Source organism: Ureibacillus galli, from assembly GCF_014836845.1.
GTDB lineage: Bacteria > Bacillota > Bacilli > Bacillales_A > Planococcaceae > Ureibacillus > Ureibacillus galli.
Genome location: NZ_JACSQA010000005.1, coordinates 1 through 16,008 on the forward strand (window position 1 = coordinate 1; position 16,008 = coordinate 16,008).

At 33.3% G+C, this 16,008-nt stretch carries 21 protein-coding genes and 1 riboswitch; of the genes, 15 read left to right on the plus strand and 6 right to left on the minus strand.

Features of this window, described 5'->3' with window-relative positions; all coding sequences use genetic code 11:
- Positions 1 to 159: 159 nt before the first annotated feature.
- Together H9636_RS05250 and H9636_RS05255 are read left to right on the plus strand one after the other, a co-directional pair.
- Positions 160 to 681 carry a sigma-70 family RNA polymerase sigma factor gene (locus H9636_RS05250; RefSeq protein ID WP_191706581.1) on the plus strand — a complete coding sequence of 174 codons (522 nt, stop codon included), beginning with the start codon at positions 160 to 162 and terminating at the stop codon, positions 679 to 681.
- Positions 668 to 1,525 carry a hypothetical protein gene (locus tag H9636_RS05255; protein ID WP_191706582.1) on the plus strand — a complete coding sequence of 286 codons (858 nt, stop codon included), beginning with the start codon at positions 668 to 670 and terminating at the stop codon, positions 1,523 to 1,525. The genes H9636_RS05250 and H9636_RS05255 overlap by 14 nt, the downstream gene beginning before the upstream one ends.
- A 47-nt stretch (positions 1,526 to 1,572) precedes the next feature.
- Here H9636_RS05255 and H9636_RS05260 read toward each other — a convergent pair whose 3' ends face one another.
- Positions 1,573 to 2,043, minus strand: coding sequence for a glutathione peroxidase (locus tag H9636_RS05260; RefSeq protein ID WP_191706583.1), 471 nt, complete (start codon positions 2,041 to 2,043; stop codon positions 1,573 to 1,575).
- 21 nt (positions 2,044 to 2,064) lie between these two features.
- Entirely contained in the window at positions 2,065 to 3,279 is a 1,215-nt protein-coding gene (locus tag H9636_RS05265; RefSeq protein ID WP_191706584.1) for an MFS transporter, read from the minus strand.
- Positions 3,280 to 3,411: 132 nt separating this feature from the next.
- Between H9636_RS05265 and H9636_RS05270 the strand changes: the two genes are divergently transcribed.
- Entirely contained in the window at positions 3,412 to 4,302 is an 891-nt protein-coding gene (locus H9636_RS05270) for a LysR family transcriptional regulator (protein ID WP_191706585.1), read from the plus strand.
- Positions 4,303 to 4,320: 18 nt separating this feature from the next.
- Here the strand turns inward: H9636_RS05270 and H9636_RS05275 are convergent, their stop codons facing one another.
- Positions 4,321 to 4,809, minus strand: a complete 489-nt coding sequence (locus H9636_RS05275; protein WP_191706586.1) for an endolytic transglycosylase MltG — start codon at positions 4,807 to 4,809, stop codon at positions 4,321 to 4,323.
- A 3-nt stretch (positions 4,810 to 4,812) separates the two neighbouring features.
- A complete protein-coding gene (locus H9636_RS05280) occupies positions 4,813 to 5,223 on the minus strand; it encodes a hypothetical protein (RefSeq protein WP_191706587.1) in 411 nt (136 codons plus the stop codon).
- 162 nt (positions 5,224 to 5,385) lie between these two features.
- Between H9636_RS05280 and rpmG the strand changes: the two genes are divergently transcribed.
- From rpmG to H9636_RS05300, 4 genes are all read left to right on the plus strand, one after another.
- Entirely contained in the window at positions 5,386 to 5,535 is a 150-nt protein-coding gene (rpmG, locus tag H9636_RS05285) for a 50S ribosomal protein L33 (protein WP_008408521.1), read from the plus strand.
- Between the two features lie 69 nt (positions 5,536 to 5,604).
- A complete protein-coding gene (locus tag H9636_RS05290) occupies positions 5,605 to 6,192 on the plus strand; it encodes a 5-formyltetrahydrofolate cyclo-ligase (protein WP_191706588.1) in 588 nt (195 codons plus the stop codon).
- Positions 6,189 to 6,401, plus strand: coding sequence for a YqgQ family protein (locus tag H9636_RS05295; protein WP_191706589.1), 213 nt, complete (start codon positions 6,189 to 6,191; stop codon positions 6,399 to 6,401). Before H9636_RS05290 ends, H9636_RS05295 begins: the two co-directional genes overlap by 4 nt.
- Positions 6,402 to 6,924: 523 nt before the next feature.
- On the plus strand, positions 6,925 to 8,832 hold the full coding sequence (locus H9636_RS05300; RefSeq protein ID WP_191706590.1) for an LTA synthase family protein: 1,908 nt from the start codon (positions 6,925 to 6,927) through the stop codon (positions 8,830 to 8,832).
- A gap of 141 nt (positions 8,833 to 8,973) precedes the next feature.
- Here H9636_RS05300 and H9636_RS05305 read toward each other — a convergent pair whose 3' ends face one another.
- On the minus strand, positions 8,974 to 9,153 hold the full coding sequence (locus H9636_RS05305) for a DUF2759 domain-containing protein (protein ID WP_191706591.1): 180 nt from the start codon (positions 9,151 to 9,153) through the stop codon (positions 8,974 to 8,976).
- A gap of 166 nt (positions 9,154 to 9,319) precedes the next feature.
- On the opposite strand from H9636_RS05305, the gene H9636_RS05310 reads away from it, so the two are divergent.
- Positions 9,320 to 9,970, plus strand: coding sequence for an MBL fold metallo-hydrolase (locus H9636_RS05310; RefSeq protein WP_191706592.1), 651 nt, complete (start codon positions 9,320 to 9,322; stop codon positions 9,968 to 9,970).
- Between the two features lie 41 nt (positions 9,971 to 10,011).
- On the opposite strand, the gene H9636_RS05315 is transcribed toward H9636_RS05310, so the two are convergent.
- Positions 10,012 to 10,254 (minus strand): DUF2626 domain-containing protein, encoded by a 243-nt coding sequence (locus H9636_RS05315; RefSeq protein ID WP_143963686.1) that lies wholly within the window; start codon positions 10,252 to 10,254, stop codon positions 10,012 to 10,014.
- Between the two features lie 1,146 nt (positions 10,255 to 11,400).
- Between H9636_RS05315 and comGA the strand changes: the two genes are divergently transcribed.
- The 7 genes from comGA (at position 11,401) to H9636_RS05350 (ending at position 15,704) form a co-directional block, all read left to right on the plus strand.
- Positions 11,401 to 12,411, plus strand: a complete 1,011-nt coding sequence (gene comGA, locus H9636_RS05320) for a competence type IV pilus ATPase ComGA (RefSeq protein WP_191706593.1) — start codon at positions 11,401 to 11,403, stop codon at positions 12,409 to 12,411.
- Positions 12,392 to 13,459 carry a competence type IV pilus assembly protein ComGB gene (gene comGB / locus H9636_RS05325; RefSeq protein WP_191706594.1) on the plus strand — a complete coding sequence of 356 codons (1,068 nt, stop codon included), beginning with the start codon at positions 12,392 to 12,394 and terminating at the stop codon, positions 13,457 to 13,459. The genes comGA and comGB overlap by 20 nt, the downstream gene beginning before the upstream one ends.
- Before the next feature lie 17 nt (positions 13,460 to 13,476).
- On the plus strand, positions 13,477 to 13,785 hold the full coding sequence (gene comGC / locus H9636_RS05330; protein WP_191706725.1) for a competence type IV pilus major pilin ComGC: 309 nt from the start codon (positions 13,477 to 13,479) through the stop codon (positions 13,783 to 13,785).
- Positions 13,786 to 13,797: 12 nt separating this feature from the next.
- Positions 13,798 to 14,253, plus strand: a complete 456-nt coding sequence (gene comGD / locus H9636_RS19230) for a competence type IV pilus minor pilin ComGD (RefSeq protein WP_191706595.1) — start codon at positions 13,798 to 13,800, stop codon at positions 14,251 to 14,253.
- Positions 14,240 to 14,560 (plus strand): hypothetical protein, encoded by a 321-nt coding sequence (locus H9636_RS05340; protein ID WP_191706596.1) that lies wholly within the window; start codon positions 14,240 to 14,242, stop codon positions 14,558 to 14,560. Before comGD ends, H9636_RS05340 begins: the two co-directional genes overlap by 14 nt.
- The gene (comGF, locus tag H9636_RS05345; RefSeq protein ID WP_191706597.1) at positions 14,530 to 14,991 is read left to right on the plus strand and encodes a competence type IV pilus minor pilin ComGF; all 462 of its coding nucleotides are present in this window, start codon (positions 14,530 to 14,532) and stop codon (positions 14,989 to 14,991) included. The genes H9636_RS05340 and comGF overlap by 31 nt, the downstream gene beginning before the upstream one ends.
- A 197-nt stretch (positions 14,992 to 15,188) precedes the next feature.
- Complete coding sequence (locus H9636_RS05350; RefSeq protein ID WP_191706598.1) at positions 15,189 to 15,704, plus strand: shikimate kinase; 516 nt, start codon at positions 15,189 to 15,191, stop codon at positions 15,702 to 15,704.
- 128 nt (positions 15,705 to 15,832) lie between these two features.
- Positions 15,833 to 15,926: riboswitch (glycine riboswitch) on the plus strand.
- Positions 15,927 to 16,008: the final 82 nt, after the last annotated feature.

Genomic DNA, 16,008 nt, shown 5'->3' on the forward strand with positions numbered 1-16,008 from the left:
AAATACCCGAAAAACGTTCAAAATTACAAAAGGCCTTCAGAATGTGACCATTCTGAAGGCCTTTTGTCGACAATCTGTTGCACACAAAAATATTTTGTGTGCTTTTTTCGTCCAAAAGATTATTTTTCTCGTCTATATAATTGAAAGGGAGGGAAGCCAGTGCGTTATCATTTAGAAGAAATAATAGAACTTTACGGTGATTACTTATTAAGAATTGCCTATACATATGTAAAAGACCAACGGATAGCGGAAGAAATGATTCAAGATGTTTTTCTTGCTTATTATAAGAAACGAGGACAATTTCGCGGAGAAGCGTCGCTAAAAACGTATTTAACAAAAATAACGGTTCATCGATGTACCGATTATTTAAGAAGCTGGAAAAATAAAAAGGAATTACTGATTGGAAAGTTCCATATTCGAGGGGAAACAAAAAATATAGAAACAAAGTATATAGAAAAAGAAGAAAAGATGGAAGTTACCGAAGCGGTATTTTCATTGAATGTTAAATTACGAGAAGTTCTTTTGTTTTATTATTATGCAGAACATACAACGAAAGAGATAGCAGAAATTTTAAGTATTCCAGAATCAACAATTAAATCAAGATTGCAAAAAGCTAGAACTGTTTTAAAAGAGAAATTAAAAGGTGCAGATTTGGAGGTGTTACTCAATGGAAATGAATGATGTTAAACAGTTGTGGAAAAAAGAATTAGATGGAAATATCCATTTAAGCACCGAAACAAAGGAAGAAATGGTTCAAAATATTATCAATGAAAATGTAGAACAAATTTCTAAAAGGAATTGGGGTTACCCAATTGTATTAACAACCTTTTTTGCTGGTTTAGCCTTTTTCTTCATCCTTTTCAAAGAGAATCATGTAAATTTCACTAATACGTCTGTCCAAAGTGAAAATCAGTTATCAAATATTTTTCTCCATTTAGATGCGACATTTTATTGGTTAATAGGTTTAATCATTCTTGAATGGTTAGCTTTATTGTTAACAATTACCGTAATACTGACAACGGAAAGATGGCGAGAGAAAAAGGGAATCAATTTTATTAGGAGATTATCAAAAAGATCAATCATACTATGGTTTGTCGGTAGCTCTTTATTACTAGGATTAGGTAGTTTTTCATTTGCTGGTCAATCCATTGAGGCGATAAAATTTCTAATCATTTTGTTTGTTTTCTTAAATAATTGTTTATTTTTATTATGGTCAATCCGCCATAAACATTTACCAAATTGCCCCCATTGCGGTCATCAAATTTCAAAAAAAGGACGATTTAAAAATTCTTTAGGCAATTATCGAACCCAATGTTTTCATTGTGGCAAGCAGATTTTTCAAAGTAAAAAATCGAGAAATAAATTTCCAGTCTCCGTTCCATTTCTTAGTTTTTATAGTCTAGGTATGTTAGGAATACCTTTTCAACTAATCGGTTTACCCTTTACACTAGTTGCCATCTTCCATATTTTTTATATTTCTAATTTTACAATTAGCTTTACAAAAGAAGATGATCCATTATGGTAGTGAAAAAGGACACGTGCTTAATAAAAGCAATGTGTCCTTTCTCCTTTTTATAGTAATTTAGCAATTTCTTTTTCACATTTAGATGGTTTATCTGTTGGGGCGAATCGTTCCACAACGTTTCCTTCCCGGTCTACTAAAAACTTCGTAAAGTTCCATTTAACGTTTTTCCCTAAAAATCCTTTTGTTTTCTCTGTTAAATATTGGAAAAGAGGATGGGCTTCTTCTCCGTTTACTTTAATAATGTCATGCATCGGGAAAGTAACCCCATATGTAAGACGACAAGCTTCCGCTGCTTCATTTCCTGTAGATAATTCTTGTTTGAATTGATCAGAAGGGAAGCCGAGAATTTCAAAACCTTGGGAATGATATTTTTGATAAAGTTCTTCCAACTCGCTAAATTGACCTGCAAGTCCGCACTTCGTTGCCGTGTTCACAATGAGTAATACTTTCCCTTTATATTGTTCTAAAGAATATTTTTCACCATTTTCCTTCGTTACGTCAAAGTCGTAAATGTTCATATTCTTTCACTCTCTTTCTTCTCAATATTGGAGATGATCTTCTAACATTTTTTCTTTTCGATTTAACACTATTAGTGTAACAGCTAGCAAGAAAGAAGTAATTAAAAAAGAACTGATAAATCCAATGACGCCATTCCAACCCCAGCTTGACCAGAAAAGGCCGCCAGTTGTACCGCCGACACTTGAGCCAAAATAATAGGCAAATAAATAAAGGGAGGATGCTTGCGCTTTATCTTTTTTCGCACGGGAACTTACCCAGCCGCTTGCAATGGAATGGGCTCCAAAAAAGCCGAAAGTATAAATGACAATCCCTAAAATTTTAATGAACAAATGAACCGGTAATGTTAATAATGCTCCTGAGAACATGATGGTAATACCAATTAATAATACTTTTTGTCTGCCGTATTTGTCGGACAAGCTACCAAACCAAGTTGAACTAAAAGTACCAACTAAGTAAACGAGAAAAATCCAACCGACAACCCCAGCACTTAAATGATAAGGGGCATCCATTAATTTATAACTTATATAATTATATAAAGTGACGAAGCTACCCATTAATGTAAAGGCAATACCGAACAAACAAATCAAACCCGGATCCTTCAGATGGGAAAATAATGACTTTGCTAAAGGTTTAAGTTTAAGTTGTCGCGGTGTGAAGTGCTTTGATGCTGGTAAAGCCCAAACAAAATAAGCACTAACGATTAAACTTAATATTCCTAAAAACACCATGCCGATTTGCCAACTAAAAAAGTCGGTCATCGTGCCCATAATAATACGCCCAGCTAATCCACCAACTGAATTCCCGCTAATATATAACCCCATGGCGATTCCAAGAGAGTTTGGATGAACTTCTTCTCCTAAATAAGCCATTGCGATAGCAGGAACACCTGCAAAGACAAAGCCTTGGATAATCCGTAAAAGTAAAAGGGTTTCAAAGGTAGGTGAAAGAGCAAGAACAATGGTCAGTAATGAGGAAAGAAAGATTGATATCGTCATTAAACGTTTACGACCCCAAGCTTCTGATAACGAACCAAATAAAATTAAACTAATGGATAATACACCTGTAGATAAGGAGAGGGAGAGACTTGCGATGGCGGGTGATACACCATACTGTTCTGTAAATTGGGGGAATAATGGTTGTGTAACATATAAATTTGCAAAAGTAATAAACCCAGCTGCAAAAAGTGCTAAGTTCGCTAAATGGAATTCCTTTGTCCCTTTTTGTAAATAAGTCATGTTGGTTCGCCTCTTTTGAAATAATAAACATTTTGTGCTTTCGTATTACATTTATTATAATGAGTGCAATCATATAATGATAATTCATAATTTTTATGTGTCTTATAAATAAAAGTAATAAGGAGACGTAAAATGGATTTTAATTCCCTTCAATATTTTATATTGGTAGCCAAGTATGAAAATATGTCTCAGGCTGCCCAGCGTTTACATATTACCCAGCCTGCCCTAAGTAAATCCATTTCCTTATTAGAAGAATCGCTAGGTGTGGCATTATTTGATCGAAATGGTCGTTCCATTAAACTAAATCGATATGGTAAATTTTTTTTAGAGCGAGCAGAATATATTGTAAAAGAATTTGAAAGGGCGAAAGAAGATTTAACGAATTTAGTTTCACCTGGGCAAGGGGAAGTATCAATTGGATTTATGCATACCCTAGGTTTAGAAGTTATCCCTTCACTCATGACGGATGTGAAAAAAGTTTATCCCCAAATGAAATTTCAACTTACTCAAAGTAACTCCAGTTCGATTTTGAAAAAGCTCGAAGTGGGTGAGTTAGATGTATGTTTAATTTCTTCCGTAGATACAAATCAAGATATTGTTTGGGAAAAGTTATGGGAAGAGGAAATATTTTTAATCGTCCCTGAAAATCATCGATTGGCAAATGAACAGCGCGTGAGCATTAAAGACTTTGCCCATGATCCCTTTATTTGCATTAAAAAAGGAAATTCGTTAAGAAAATCAGTGGATAATTTATATAAAAGGGAAGGTTTTCAGTTAAATGTTGCCTTTGAAGGGGAGGAAGTACATACTGTTGCAGGATTAGTCGAAAGTGGTTTAGGCGTTTCATTAATCCCCTACATAAAAGGGTTAGAACAATATAAACTAAAAATCATTCGGGTGGAAGCCCGTGGTTGTAAACGGGAAATTGGTTTAGCATTTATGAAAAGTCGTTTTAAAAGTTCTGCCACAAAAATGTTTGTTGAATATATAAGAAATTACTTCAAGCAAAAGGGGAAGGCTTAAATGGCCTCCCCCTCTAGGTTATGAAGATGGTTTTCCAGTAATAATATTAGCGATTTCTTCAATCGACATAGAAGAATTTAATTCAAATTGTCCTTTTTGAATCGATTTAGCATATTCTGGCTGAGCCAAAAATAGTTCCAGCTCAACACTATTATGTATAATGCCCATCTCTTTTAACTTTTGAGCAACTTCTGCAACCGTTAAACCCGAATAAATATATAAAGTACCACTGATGACTTCTTCCGGTACTTCTTCTTCTGACTTCGTTTTGTCGTCTGTTGTCTCTATTTTTTGTGGAGCAGTTTGTTCCTTTTGTTCTAGTAAGGTGATTTGTTCCTTTGCTTCTTCTAATTGATGTTCCAATTGGGTAATTTGGTCTTTATATTGTTCCTCGTTGGAGGAATCCTTTGAAGAAAGGAATGGAAGATTGAACTGATTTGCAATCACCATGACCATTCCAATGATAAAACAAGCAATACCGAAGCTACGAAGGGATGATCTTTTCATCGTCTATCTCCCATCCCGTAATATCGATAAAATTTGTTGTGTCGATAAAGTGGACATTTTACTAATTTCCTCTATCGGATATCCTTGTTTGTTCAACTGGATTACTTGAGATACTAATATTTCATTCACTTGCTTCTGGTTTACCGTTTTTGCTTGTTTTTTTGGTGCTGAAGTCGCCAATTTAGTTGTGTCGGTTAACTTTGTTGTAGAAGGCGACTTAACGGAAAAATTCGGTTCAAGGAGTAGTTCCTCCTCCACGATTTTCAACCGTTTTTTTAATGAATTTGTTTCTTGGTAAATACTAATCGATAAGTCTTCTAAGTCTTTTTCAACCCGTTTAGATGTATCTTTTAAGAAAAATGATACAACGATACAAACAATGCCGATGATCATTAAAATCATTGATAAATCCATTGTTGTTCCTCCGTCTTTTTTACTATTTTAAGTTATTTTAGCATAAGAAAAGTTAATAATAAATGATGCTAGATTTTTTTTCTATTTATGTTATAATGATTTAGTCGTATAAATCATGCTCAAATGAATTTAAAGTCTTTATATAGAGTGGGAGGGTTAATAATGCGCGTAAACATTACATTAGCTTGCACAGATTGTGGTGAACGTAACTACATTTCTAAAAAGAACAAACGTAATAATCCAGAACGTCTTGAACTTAAAAAATATTGCTCTCGCGAGAAGAAATACACTCTTCACCGTGAAACAAAGTAAGCATTATTGCCAAAACCACATGTGGTTTTGGCTTTTTAATTATAAGGGACCGATAAGGGGATGGTAAGTTTGGATAAAAAACAGTTAAGAAATCAAATAAAAAAAGCTTTAAATGAACTATCCGATCATCATTTCAGACACTCCTCTTTGAAAATAAAAGAACAATTATTAAAAGAGCCTTCGATTATAGAAGGGAATACGATTGCTATCACGATTTCCCGTAAAAGGGAAGTTCATACGAGAGAAATTATTGAGTCTTTATGGAGCATGAATAAAAAAGTCGTTGTTCCAAAATGTCATCCAGTAAATTTTACGATGGACTTTTATGCAATTGAGAATTTTCAACAGCTTGAAATCGTATATATGGATTTATTGGAACCAAATCCCCATATTACGGAACTCGTAGCTGCCGAAGAGATTGATTGTATGATCGTGCCAGGAATCGTCTTTGATCATAAAGGTTATCGGATTGGTTATGGTGGAGGTTATTATGACCGCTTTTTAACAAAATATAATGGGATGCTCATTTCCCTTGCTTTTAATATCCAAATTGTAGATGAAGTACCATACGATACATATGATCTACCAGTTCATTTAATTATTACAGAAACAATGCGAATCGATTGTGAAGCAAATCGAAAGGGGACGCTAAAATGAAGACAATGAAAGATATCTATGATTTATTAAAACAATATGGAACATTTATTTATACAAGAGACCGGATAGGGGATTTATTATTAATGGAAGATGAAATTCGAGAATTGTATAAAGCGAAGGTTCTTGATCCAAAAGACTTTCAAACAGCTATGCTCCTAATCAAACAAGAACTATCAAGACTTGAAAAGGAAGAGAAAAAGCTGCAATAAACGTAATCATTTTAAAAATTATTAAATAATTTCAAAAAAATTACCATATATTATGTTTTAAATGGTATGATGTTGTTAATAATTGTTAATTATATACATTGATTTGACAGTGGATTTATTTGCCACTGTTTTCATTTGGGAACTTTTTTGTAAATAAAACGTAAATATTCATATAGTATTTTAATAATTGTAATGTTCCGTACTTTTTTGAAAGAGAATCTACTCCCTCTTACAAAAGAAAATGCAAAGTTAGTATGAAAAGGCACGTTCCAAATGTAAAAGGTATATGAGACTTCTGTTCGTCATGGGAAAGTTGAAGGCAATGTTATCTTAAGAGGATTAATTACATGATGTATACCAGTGTTGTTTTTAAAATGGATGTATACATATTATATTGATAATTAAAGGAAAGAAGATTAAGATAAATTTTGTTTTCTAACTTTAAAGTTAATTTTTGTTGTAAATTTCAATAGAAATTTATGTTTATATCTATGTATCAATTATGTGGAAAGGATGTTTTGGAATGAATTTCTCTAAATGGCCTAAACATTCGATTTTAGCTATCGCTATACTGACAACTTGGATCAAAACTGTGATTGTATACCATACAAGTTTTGAAATGGACATTGAAAACGCAATGCAAGAGCTGATTTTAATAATTAACCCATTAAGTTTCCTATTATTTGCTTATGGGATTTCATTATTTTTTAAAACGGCAAAAGTACGTCATCGTTATTTAATTACAATAAGCGTTTTCCTGGCGATTGTATTATTTGCTAATGTTGCGTTTTATCGATTCTATAATGATTTCATCACATTAGCAGTTTTATTCCAAACTAGCAATTTCGGAGATTTAGGTACTTCTGTAACGGAAATTATTAACTGGTACGATATTTTTTACTTTACAGATGTTTTTGTTTTAATTTTAGCCATTAAATTTTTACCAAAATTACAAGAAGCAGCTCCAATTCGTAAAGATATCCGTCGTGCTTATTTTGTATTAGCTGTTGCGATGGTGTTCTTAAATTTAGGATTAGCAGAAACGGAACGACCTCAATTATTAACACGTGCCTTTGACCGTGAATTATTAGTAAAAAATATTGGGACATATAACTATCACTTATATGATATTTATGTTCAATCCAAATCGAGTGCGCAAAGAGCATTAGCGGATGGTAGTGAACTTGTAGAAGTAGATAACTATGTGCAAGCGAATCAATCAGCTATTAATGAGGAAATGTTTGGGAAGTATAAAGGTCGAAATGTTATTTTTGTCCAATTAGAATCATTACAAAATTTTGTCATTAATAATAAAATGAACGGGGAAGTTATAACTCCTTTCTTAAATTCTCTTACACAAGATAAAGATACGTACTATTTCAGTGACTTTTATCATCAAACGGGATTAGGGAAAACAAGTGATTCTGAATTTATAGTAGAAAATTCATTGTTTGGTTTAGGAAGCGGCGCGGTGTTCTTCACTCATGGTGGAAATACGTATAATTCGATGTCCGAGAGATTAAACGAAAATGGATATTTTACAAGTGTTATGCATTCTAACAATGCTTCGTTCTGGAATCGTGATGTCATTTATCAATCATTAGATATTCAGAAATTTTATGATGTTGATTCCTATGATGTAACGGATGAAAACTCCGTGAACTGGGGTTTAAAAGACATTCCATTTTTCGAACAATCCGTTGATATGATGAGTGAGATGGAGCAACCTTTTGCTACGCGGATGATCACATTAACAAACCATTATCCGTTTACTTTAATGGAAGAGGATATTATGATTCCAGAATACAACTCAAATTCTGGAACACTTAATCGTTATTTCCAAACGGTTCGTTATTTAGATGAATCGATTAAAGTTTTCTTTGAAGAGTTAAAAGAATCAGGTCTTTACGATAATTCCATTATTGTCATGTATGGTGACCATTATGGTATTTCGGAAAACCATAATAAAGCAATGGCACAATACTTAGGTAAGGAAGAAATTACTGCCTATGATAGTGCTTTATTGCAATCGGTACCGTTATTTATCCATATCCCTGGTTCAAACGATGGTCAAGTAATTGATGAAACTTCAGGTCAAATTGATATTCGTCCGACGATATTACACCTTTTAGGAATTGATACTTCAAAAGACATGCAACTTGGTGACGATATGTTCTCTAAAGAACATGAAGATTTCGTCATATTCCGAGATGGTCGTTTTGTGACGGATCAATTAGTTTACGCTGGTGAAGTATGTTACGATCGGGATACGGGAGAGGAAGTAGAAATCGAAGCGTGTCAACCATATATTGACCGTGCTACCATTGAGCTTGAATATTCCGACCAAATTATTAATGGCGACTTGTTACGTTTCTATGATGAAGATACAGGGAATTTAAAACAAAATGTGGTAGAAGAAAAGAAAGAATAAATGAAAGGGTCATTTCATCCATGAAATGACCCTTTTAATGTTTTTTTTAATAAGGTTGGATAGCTTAAAGGTAATGGAGAAATACTTACAAATAAACGAAAAAGACGAAGTATCTTTTGATACTTCGTCTTTTACAATAAATTAGTGCAATTTTGGCGGATAACCTTGATTTAAAACGGTCATAACTACAAACCAACCAAAGATTGCAGCTGTAGCAATACTGAAAATAAAAGCAAGAATATTTTTTTCTTTAATTGCTTGGAATAAATTTACTACAGCAAAGATTGCTACTAAAGCGAAAATAACCATTAATAAGTTCATTAAGAAGACACTCCTTTAGACATTAGAAGTTGAATGTCGTAGACAATATTCCTTCTTTATTGTAAAGCACTTACATCCGTTTGTCGAGAACAAAAAACACAGTTTATTTGAACGTTCAATGTAATTTTTTTCTTATCCATGTATAATAATCAAGAGGTGATTATTGATGTTAAATGTAAAAGTATTTAGTTTAGGTCCTGTTCAAACAAACTGTTATATTGTTAGTAATAAGCAAAAGGACTGCATTCTATTCGACCCAGGTGAAGAAGCTTCAAAAATAATTAATGTGATACGTTCCAATCAATTAAAACCAAAGGCCATATTCTTAACCCATACCCATTTTGACCATATTGGGGCAGTGGATGAATTAAGGGAACTGTTTGATTTGCCATTATATGTACATGAACGGGAAGTGAGCTGGCTTGGAGATCCAATGAAAAACGGCTCTGGAAAATATGCAGAACTGCCGAATTACATTGTAAAAAAGCCAGATGAAGCCCATATTATTCGAAAAGAACAAACGTTTAACATCGACGGGTTCACTTTTAAAGCTGTATTTACTCCTGGCCATTCCCCTGGAAGTATTTCGTATATTTTTGAAGAAGATGGTTTTGCTATCGTAGGGGATACACTTTTTGAAAGAAGTATTGGTAGAACCGATTTAATTGAAGGATCACTAAAAGTACTTCTTCAATCCATTCATGAAAAACTATTAGTGTTACCTGAGGATACAATTATTTACCCTGGACATGGCTCCTATACAACGCCACAAGCCGAAATGGATATGAATCCATTTTTAAATGGTTACGAAGGGTAAAAAGAAAAAACATCGACTGAACAAACAGTCGATGTCTTTTTTTAATGGCCAGCACCAGGTACATGGATAAATGTAGTATAATACGTAAATCCAGCGAAGAATATAGTTAAATAAGCTCCGAAAATGTACATGTACATGCGTTCTGTTAGGTTTAAGAAGCCTAATAATATAAATAAAATTGTATTACCAACGAATAATAGCGAAACCTCGTACATATCACCAAGGTAGAACATAACGGCAAAAATACCAGTCCAGAATGCCATAACTTTATACATGTTGCTCATGAAGAATCCCTCCTTTTGCCATGTGACTCAATAATCTCAACTTTTATTATAAATGATTGGTAAGGATAATGTAAACTGCTACTTCCATTTTGTTTGTGACAAACAAATAAAAATTAAGAGAAAGTTTTCTCTTTTTTTCTCCTTTTAAAATGGAAATAAACTTTACCTTTTGGAAAGGTTTTCATTCACCAATTGGAAAAGCAGTTTAATCTCATTATTTGTTAATTACGATTTTTTAAACGGAAATTACGCAATGAAAAAATTTTTTCCTGTAAATATTTGATTCAAGTCAAACGATGGAAAATTTCTCTGCAAAAAAGACGAGACAAGTGGTGTCTTCATCGGAAAATTGGTATTTCAAATTATATGCTCTTTACTGATTAATTTTGAGCAGGTGGGATTATTCCTGAAATAAGTAAAATAAATAATACAAGTCCTATGAAGAAAAAAATGATCGAAGAGATGAAGATAGGTCCGAATCTAAAAACCAGTTCTTCCCTTTTCTGAATAATCCCTGTTTGTGCGCTAGTTTGAGCAGCATTATAGTCGGAGAGAATGCCACCACTGCTTGAAAAGTAAAAACTAATGATGGCAAAAGCAATGCCAGTGAAAAACATGACTTCAATAAATCGTACTGAGAATGCTTCGGCAACAAAAAACGTTAAAACCGCTTCAATTACAAGTGTTATAAGAAAAATAATGATGTATTTCTTTCGAATAATATTCTCCTCCTTAAAAGTAATATCGTCTATAACTGTATTTTAACATAATTTTACAATATCGTTACCATGAATACATCCTCTTTTTCGTCTTCAAAATAGATTCTGCCTTTAGAAAATCGTTACTAAGGGAAAATGGATAAAGAGGGTAGGTTGTCATACTGCCCCTTTTTTAATTCCAAACGAAAGGTTGTTTTTATTAAAAAGATTGAATTTATATTCTCGTTTTACTTACAAAAACAATCTCTTAGTAACGGGAAAAGCATGGAAATTTTGTATCGCTCGTGAACAAATTTATTATTTCTTTAGAAAATCAAGTTGAAAATTGAAAGATAGAAAAAGGGGTTTTCCAAATTAACATCCCATTATATACTGTCTTTAATTCGGTTGCGGTCAATAAAAATTCTATAATGATGAGGTGTTGTTTATGGACATTGAATCAGTAGTAGAAAATAAAAGTATGCAGTTATTATTAAAGGCACTCCATTTCGGAGCATCGGATATTCATATCGTTCCTCAAAATCATCAATACTCGATTCATTTTCGTAAATACGGAAAACTATTTCCAACGACCAATATCCCTTTTGAATTAGGTGACCGTATCATCTCTTATTTTAAATTTTTAGCATCCCTTGATATTAGCGAAAAACGTAAACCTCAAAGCGGTTCTTTTCAAAAGGAATTTTCCAATCAGTTATATGCATTTCGGATTTCTACTCTACCATCCGTTTTTAAAAGAGAGAGTGTCGTTATCCGATTGATGCTTCAAAATGCTAATCTTCCCCTTACTTCACTTTCCATCAATCCAAAATCTGCAGAAAAACTAGTTCAACTTGTCTCGAGTCGTCAAGGTCTTTTGTTATTTTGTGGGCCAACAGGTTCAGGAAAAACGACTACTTTATATTCATTAGTTAATTATACGAGCGAAACTCTTGCCCGACATGTCATTTCTTTAGAAGATCCAGTTGAAAATAGTCAATCGAATTTATTACAAATACAAGTAAATGAAAGGGCAGGCGTAACCTATGCTGCCGGTTTAAAAGCAATATTACGTCACTCACCGGATGTCATCATGATTGGAGAAATTCGAGATCGGGAAACCGCAAAAATTGCAATTGAAGCTTCGTTAACGGGACATTTAGTACTAAGTACAATTCATGCGAAAGACACGGTGAATTGTATATACCGATTGTTAGATTTAAATATAACTATCGAAGAAGTGAGACAAGCGCTTATTGGGATTGTTGCTCAATGTTTAGTAGAAATAGGAACAGAGGATAGAAAGGCGTTATATGAAATTTTAAGTGACCTCCATTTAGTTGATGCGATAGCAGCGATAATGCGGGGTGACCACTATCAATTACCGGAATACGAAACGTTAACGTATCAGTTAGCTTCCTATGGGGTGAAGAAACAACATGCAACCGTTACGACTTAAATTTATCGACCATCCTTTTCTTCCCTCAAAAAAGAAGAAAGTCAAACAACTACCTGCATTTTTAAATCGGCTAAGTACATTGCTAAATGAAGGTTATACATTTGCCGACTCCGTTGATATGTTACTTCCTTACCATGTAGAAGATTTAGTTTATTGGAGGGCGGTAGTTTATGAAAAACTAAAAAATGGTGCGGATGTGACTGACATATTACAAAGTTTGTCCATACCGAATTATTATTTGATTACCATTCAAATTGCAGAAGAAAGTGGAAAGTTGGCAGAGGTATTAAAAACAGTTTCAAAGCAGTTAGAGTTTACATATCAAATGAGAAAAAAAGTAGTGAAACTGTTAAGCTATCCAATATTTTTATCCTTTGTTCTCATAATGATCTTTATAGCTTTCCGCACGTATTTTTTACCAAACATTACGGAAATCATCCATTCTCGAACGAAGGAAGAGAGCGGAATTGTTAGTATTTCGAATTTTTTTCTTCACCTCCCTGATATACTCTTTATTATTTTCTCCAGTTGTTTAATCCTTTTTTTAATTTTCATAGTTTATTTAAAAAGAAAAGAAACATATAAACGAATGGATATTTTATTAAAAATCCCCATCATCAATTACTTTTTCAAGTTGCAATTAACGATACGAATATCGAAAACTCTTGGTGAACTTCTTGTTGGCGGTATTTCCCTTCAACAAGCGTTAGGCATATTACAAAGCCAACAATTTAATCAAACAATCGCGTATGTGGCAAAGGAACTAGAACGACAAGTCATTTATGGAGAATCGTTATCAAATGCGGTCTTTATTTTAGCGTGGTTTTCACCAAAGTTTGAAGATTTTATAAAACACGGAGAAAAAAGCGGTTATTTAGGAAGGGAATTACTTCTTTATTGTGATTTGTTAGAAGAAAAACTGGAAACGATTGTTCAACAAATTGTTGCGATTGTTCAACCGTTATTTTTTATTCTAATCGCCGTTTGTATTATCGCTGCCTATTTAAGTATTTTACTACCGATGTATGAACTGATTGAACTAATTTAAAAGGAGTGAGGGCATTGATATTAAAAAAACAAGATGGATTTACTTTAATCGAAATGCTCATTGTATTGTTCATTATTTCCATCTTAATTTTAGTTACTATCCCAAATGTAACGAAACATTTTAGTTCGATTGATAAAAAGGGATGCGATGCTTATGTCAAGATGGTGCAAGGACAAGTGGAAGCGTATAGGATTGATCATCATACTATTCCAACTATGAATGAATTAGTTGAAAAGGATTATATCAATGAAGGTGAAACTTCCTGCCCAAATGGAGCAGATGTTGAAATACAAAGTGATGGGAAGGTTGTAGTGAAAGGAGAATAGCTTTTTTCATAAATGACTTTGACGAAATATATTAAAACCGATAAAGGGTTTACTTTAATTGAAATGCTATTGGTCCTGTTCATTGTAATTGTTGTAAGTTCTTTCGTGTACAAAATATCGTTAACAATTACAGAAAAGCAAGTTATTAATCAATTTTTCAACCAGGTTCAGCTGGATATACAAAGTATGCAAGCTCTTGCAATAGAGGAAAAGAAAACAATCAATGTATTGTTTAGTGATAACAACACGTACAAAGCTTATTACAGTCTTGATGGTAAAAAAATATTTGAGAGATCCTTTCCAACAAATATTCAGTTAAACATTTACAGCAATCTAAAAAACATCGTAATTTATCCAAATGGTGAAGTGGTGAACTTTGGCAAAATTATTTTTTATACCCCCTTTGGTGAAAGACAATTAATAGTAAATATTCAAAAAGGGCGGATGAGAATAGTTGAAGCTAAATAGTGAAGGAATATCTTTTGCTGAAACATTGCTAACTGTCGTCATTGTATTTATACTTGCCGGAACGCTTCTTCCGTTTAGTTACCATTTAAAAGAGACTTTATATAACCAACAATTAGAATTACATGCCTCCGAGACTGCATTAGAAATTGCCAAAAGACTTCAAACGCAATCTTTAAAAAGTGGTGTGAAAACAATTGATGAAATTGATTACCACTGGATATACGACGGTCAAAAAATTTGTGTAAAGTATCGTAATGGGGATGAAGAAAAACAAAAATGTATCGGACGACAAAAAGAATTTTCTTAAGTAATAAAGGATTTACTTTGTTAGAAGCGTTATTTCAATTTATCGTATTCATGTTATTAGCCAATATTTTCATAATGTTTGTTCTATGGTTAAACCAAATGAATAAAACGTTGATGACCAATGAAAATGTAGCATGGGAATTATTTGTCCAAGATGTTCAACAGTTATTTACAAATATAAGAGAAATAACAGTCAAAGATGAATATGGGCAAGTAGAGATTGCTTATGTTGATTCATTGGAGCGGAAACAAATCAATCGAACTGGTGATGTCATACGACTCCAAACAAATGATAAAGGATATGTACCGTTATTAATTGGTATTCGAAAGGTTCAATTTCATCTTCAAGATGAATTTCTAACAATAATTGTTGAATTTCAAGATGGTGAAGTAAGGGAGAGAACTTTCTTTGTTCAAACAACTAACAAATAACAAGGGAGCTACTTTCGCATTAGCTATCATGTTACTTTTTATCGCAACTTCCTTTATAACTTACTATTGTCTTTCATACCAATCACAAATAAAAACATATAATTCGTTGGAATTAGCCAATGTTCGTGCTACGATAAACTTACTAGAGAAAATTGGTAGTAAGTAGACAGATTTTTGGTTGTAAAGAAGGTGATAGCATGCGAAAAATATACTTAGTAGGCTTCATGGGATGTGGAAAAAGCGCTATCGGTCGAAGATTAAGCTATTTTTTAAGGATGCCGTATTACGACATGGATCATGAAATAGTTCGACAACAGGGGATGTCGATTCCAGAAATATTTGAAAAATATGGCGAGTCACATTTTAGAGCGTTAGAAACCGAGTTCCTTCGTAATTTTCGAGATGAAGCATGTATTATATCGACAGGTGGAGGAGTTGCCATAAACGAAGAAAATCGGAAAATTATGCGTCGTACAGGGCTCGTCTTTTTTTTAGATGCCACGTTCGAGGATATTTATATTCGAATTAAAAATGATAAAAATCGACCTATCGTCCAACGATCCACAAAACAAGAATTGGAACAGTTGTATCATACGCGAAGAAAATTTTACCGGACGGCAGGTCATATTCGAGTTTTAACGGAGGGCCGTACCCTTCGTCAAATTGTAGAGTATATTGCTTTCCAAGTAAATCGATTAAAAGGCGAACAATGAAGTTTGGTAATGGTTTAATGTTCGTTTTTTAATTAAATTTAAAAAAAGATTGCCATTCTATAGCGTTCAATGTTAGGATATAGCCAAGAGTTGTCATATTTGTACATTGAATAATGAAATATGGGCGGATGATTGTGCGGGGAGAGAACGTGAAAAGCGTCGCCGAAGGAGCAAGTAGTCATGGGCTATGAATCTCTCAGGCAAAAAGACTCGTACAGGACGCATCTCTGGAGAGCGCTGTAAATGTTCATTTTTTTGTTACAGCCACCAAAGGGGAAAGCCAAAGGAGAATAGATTTATCTAT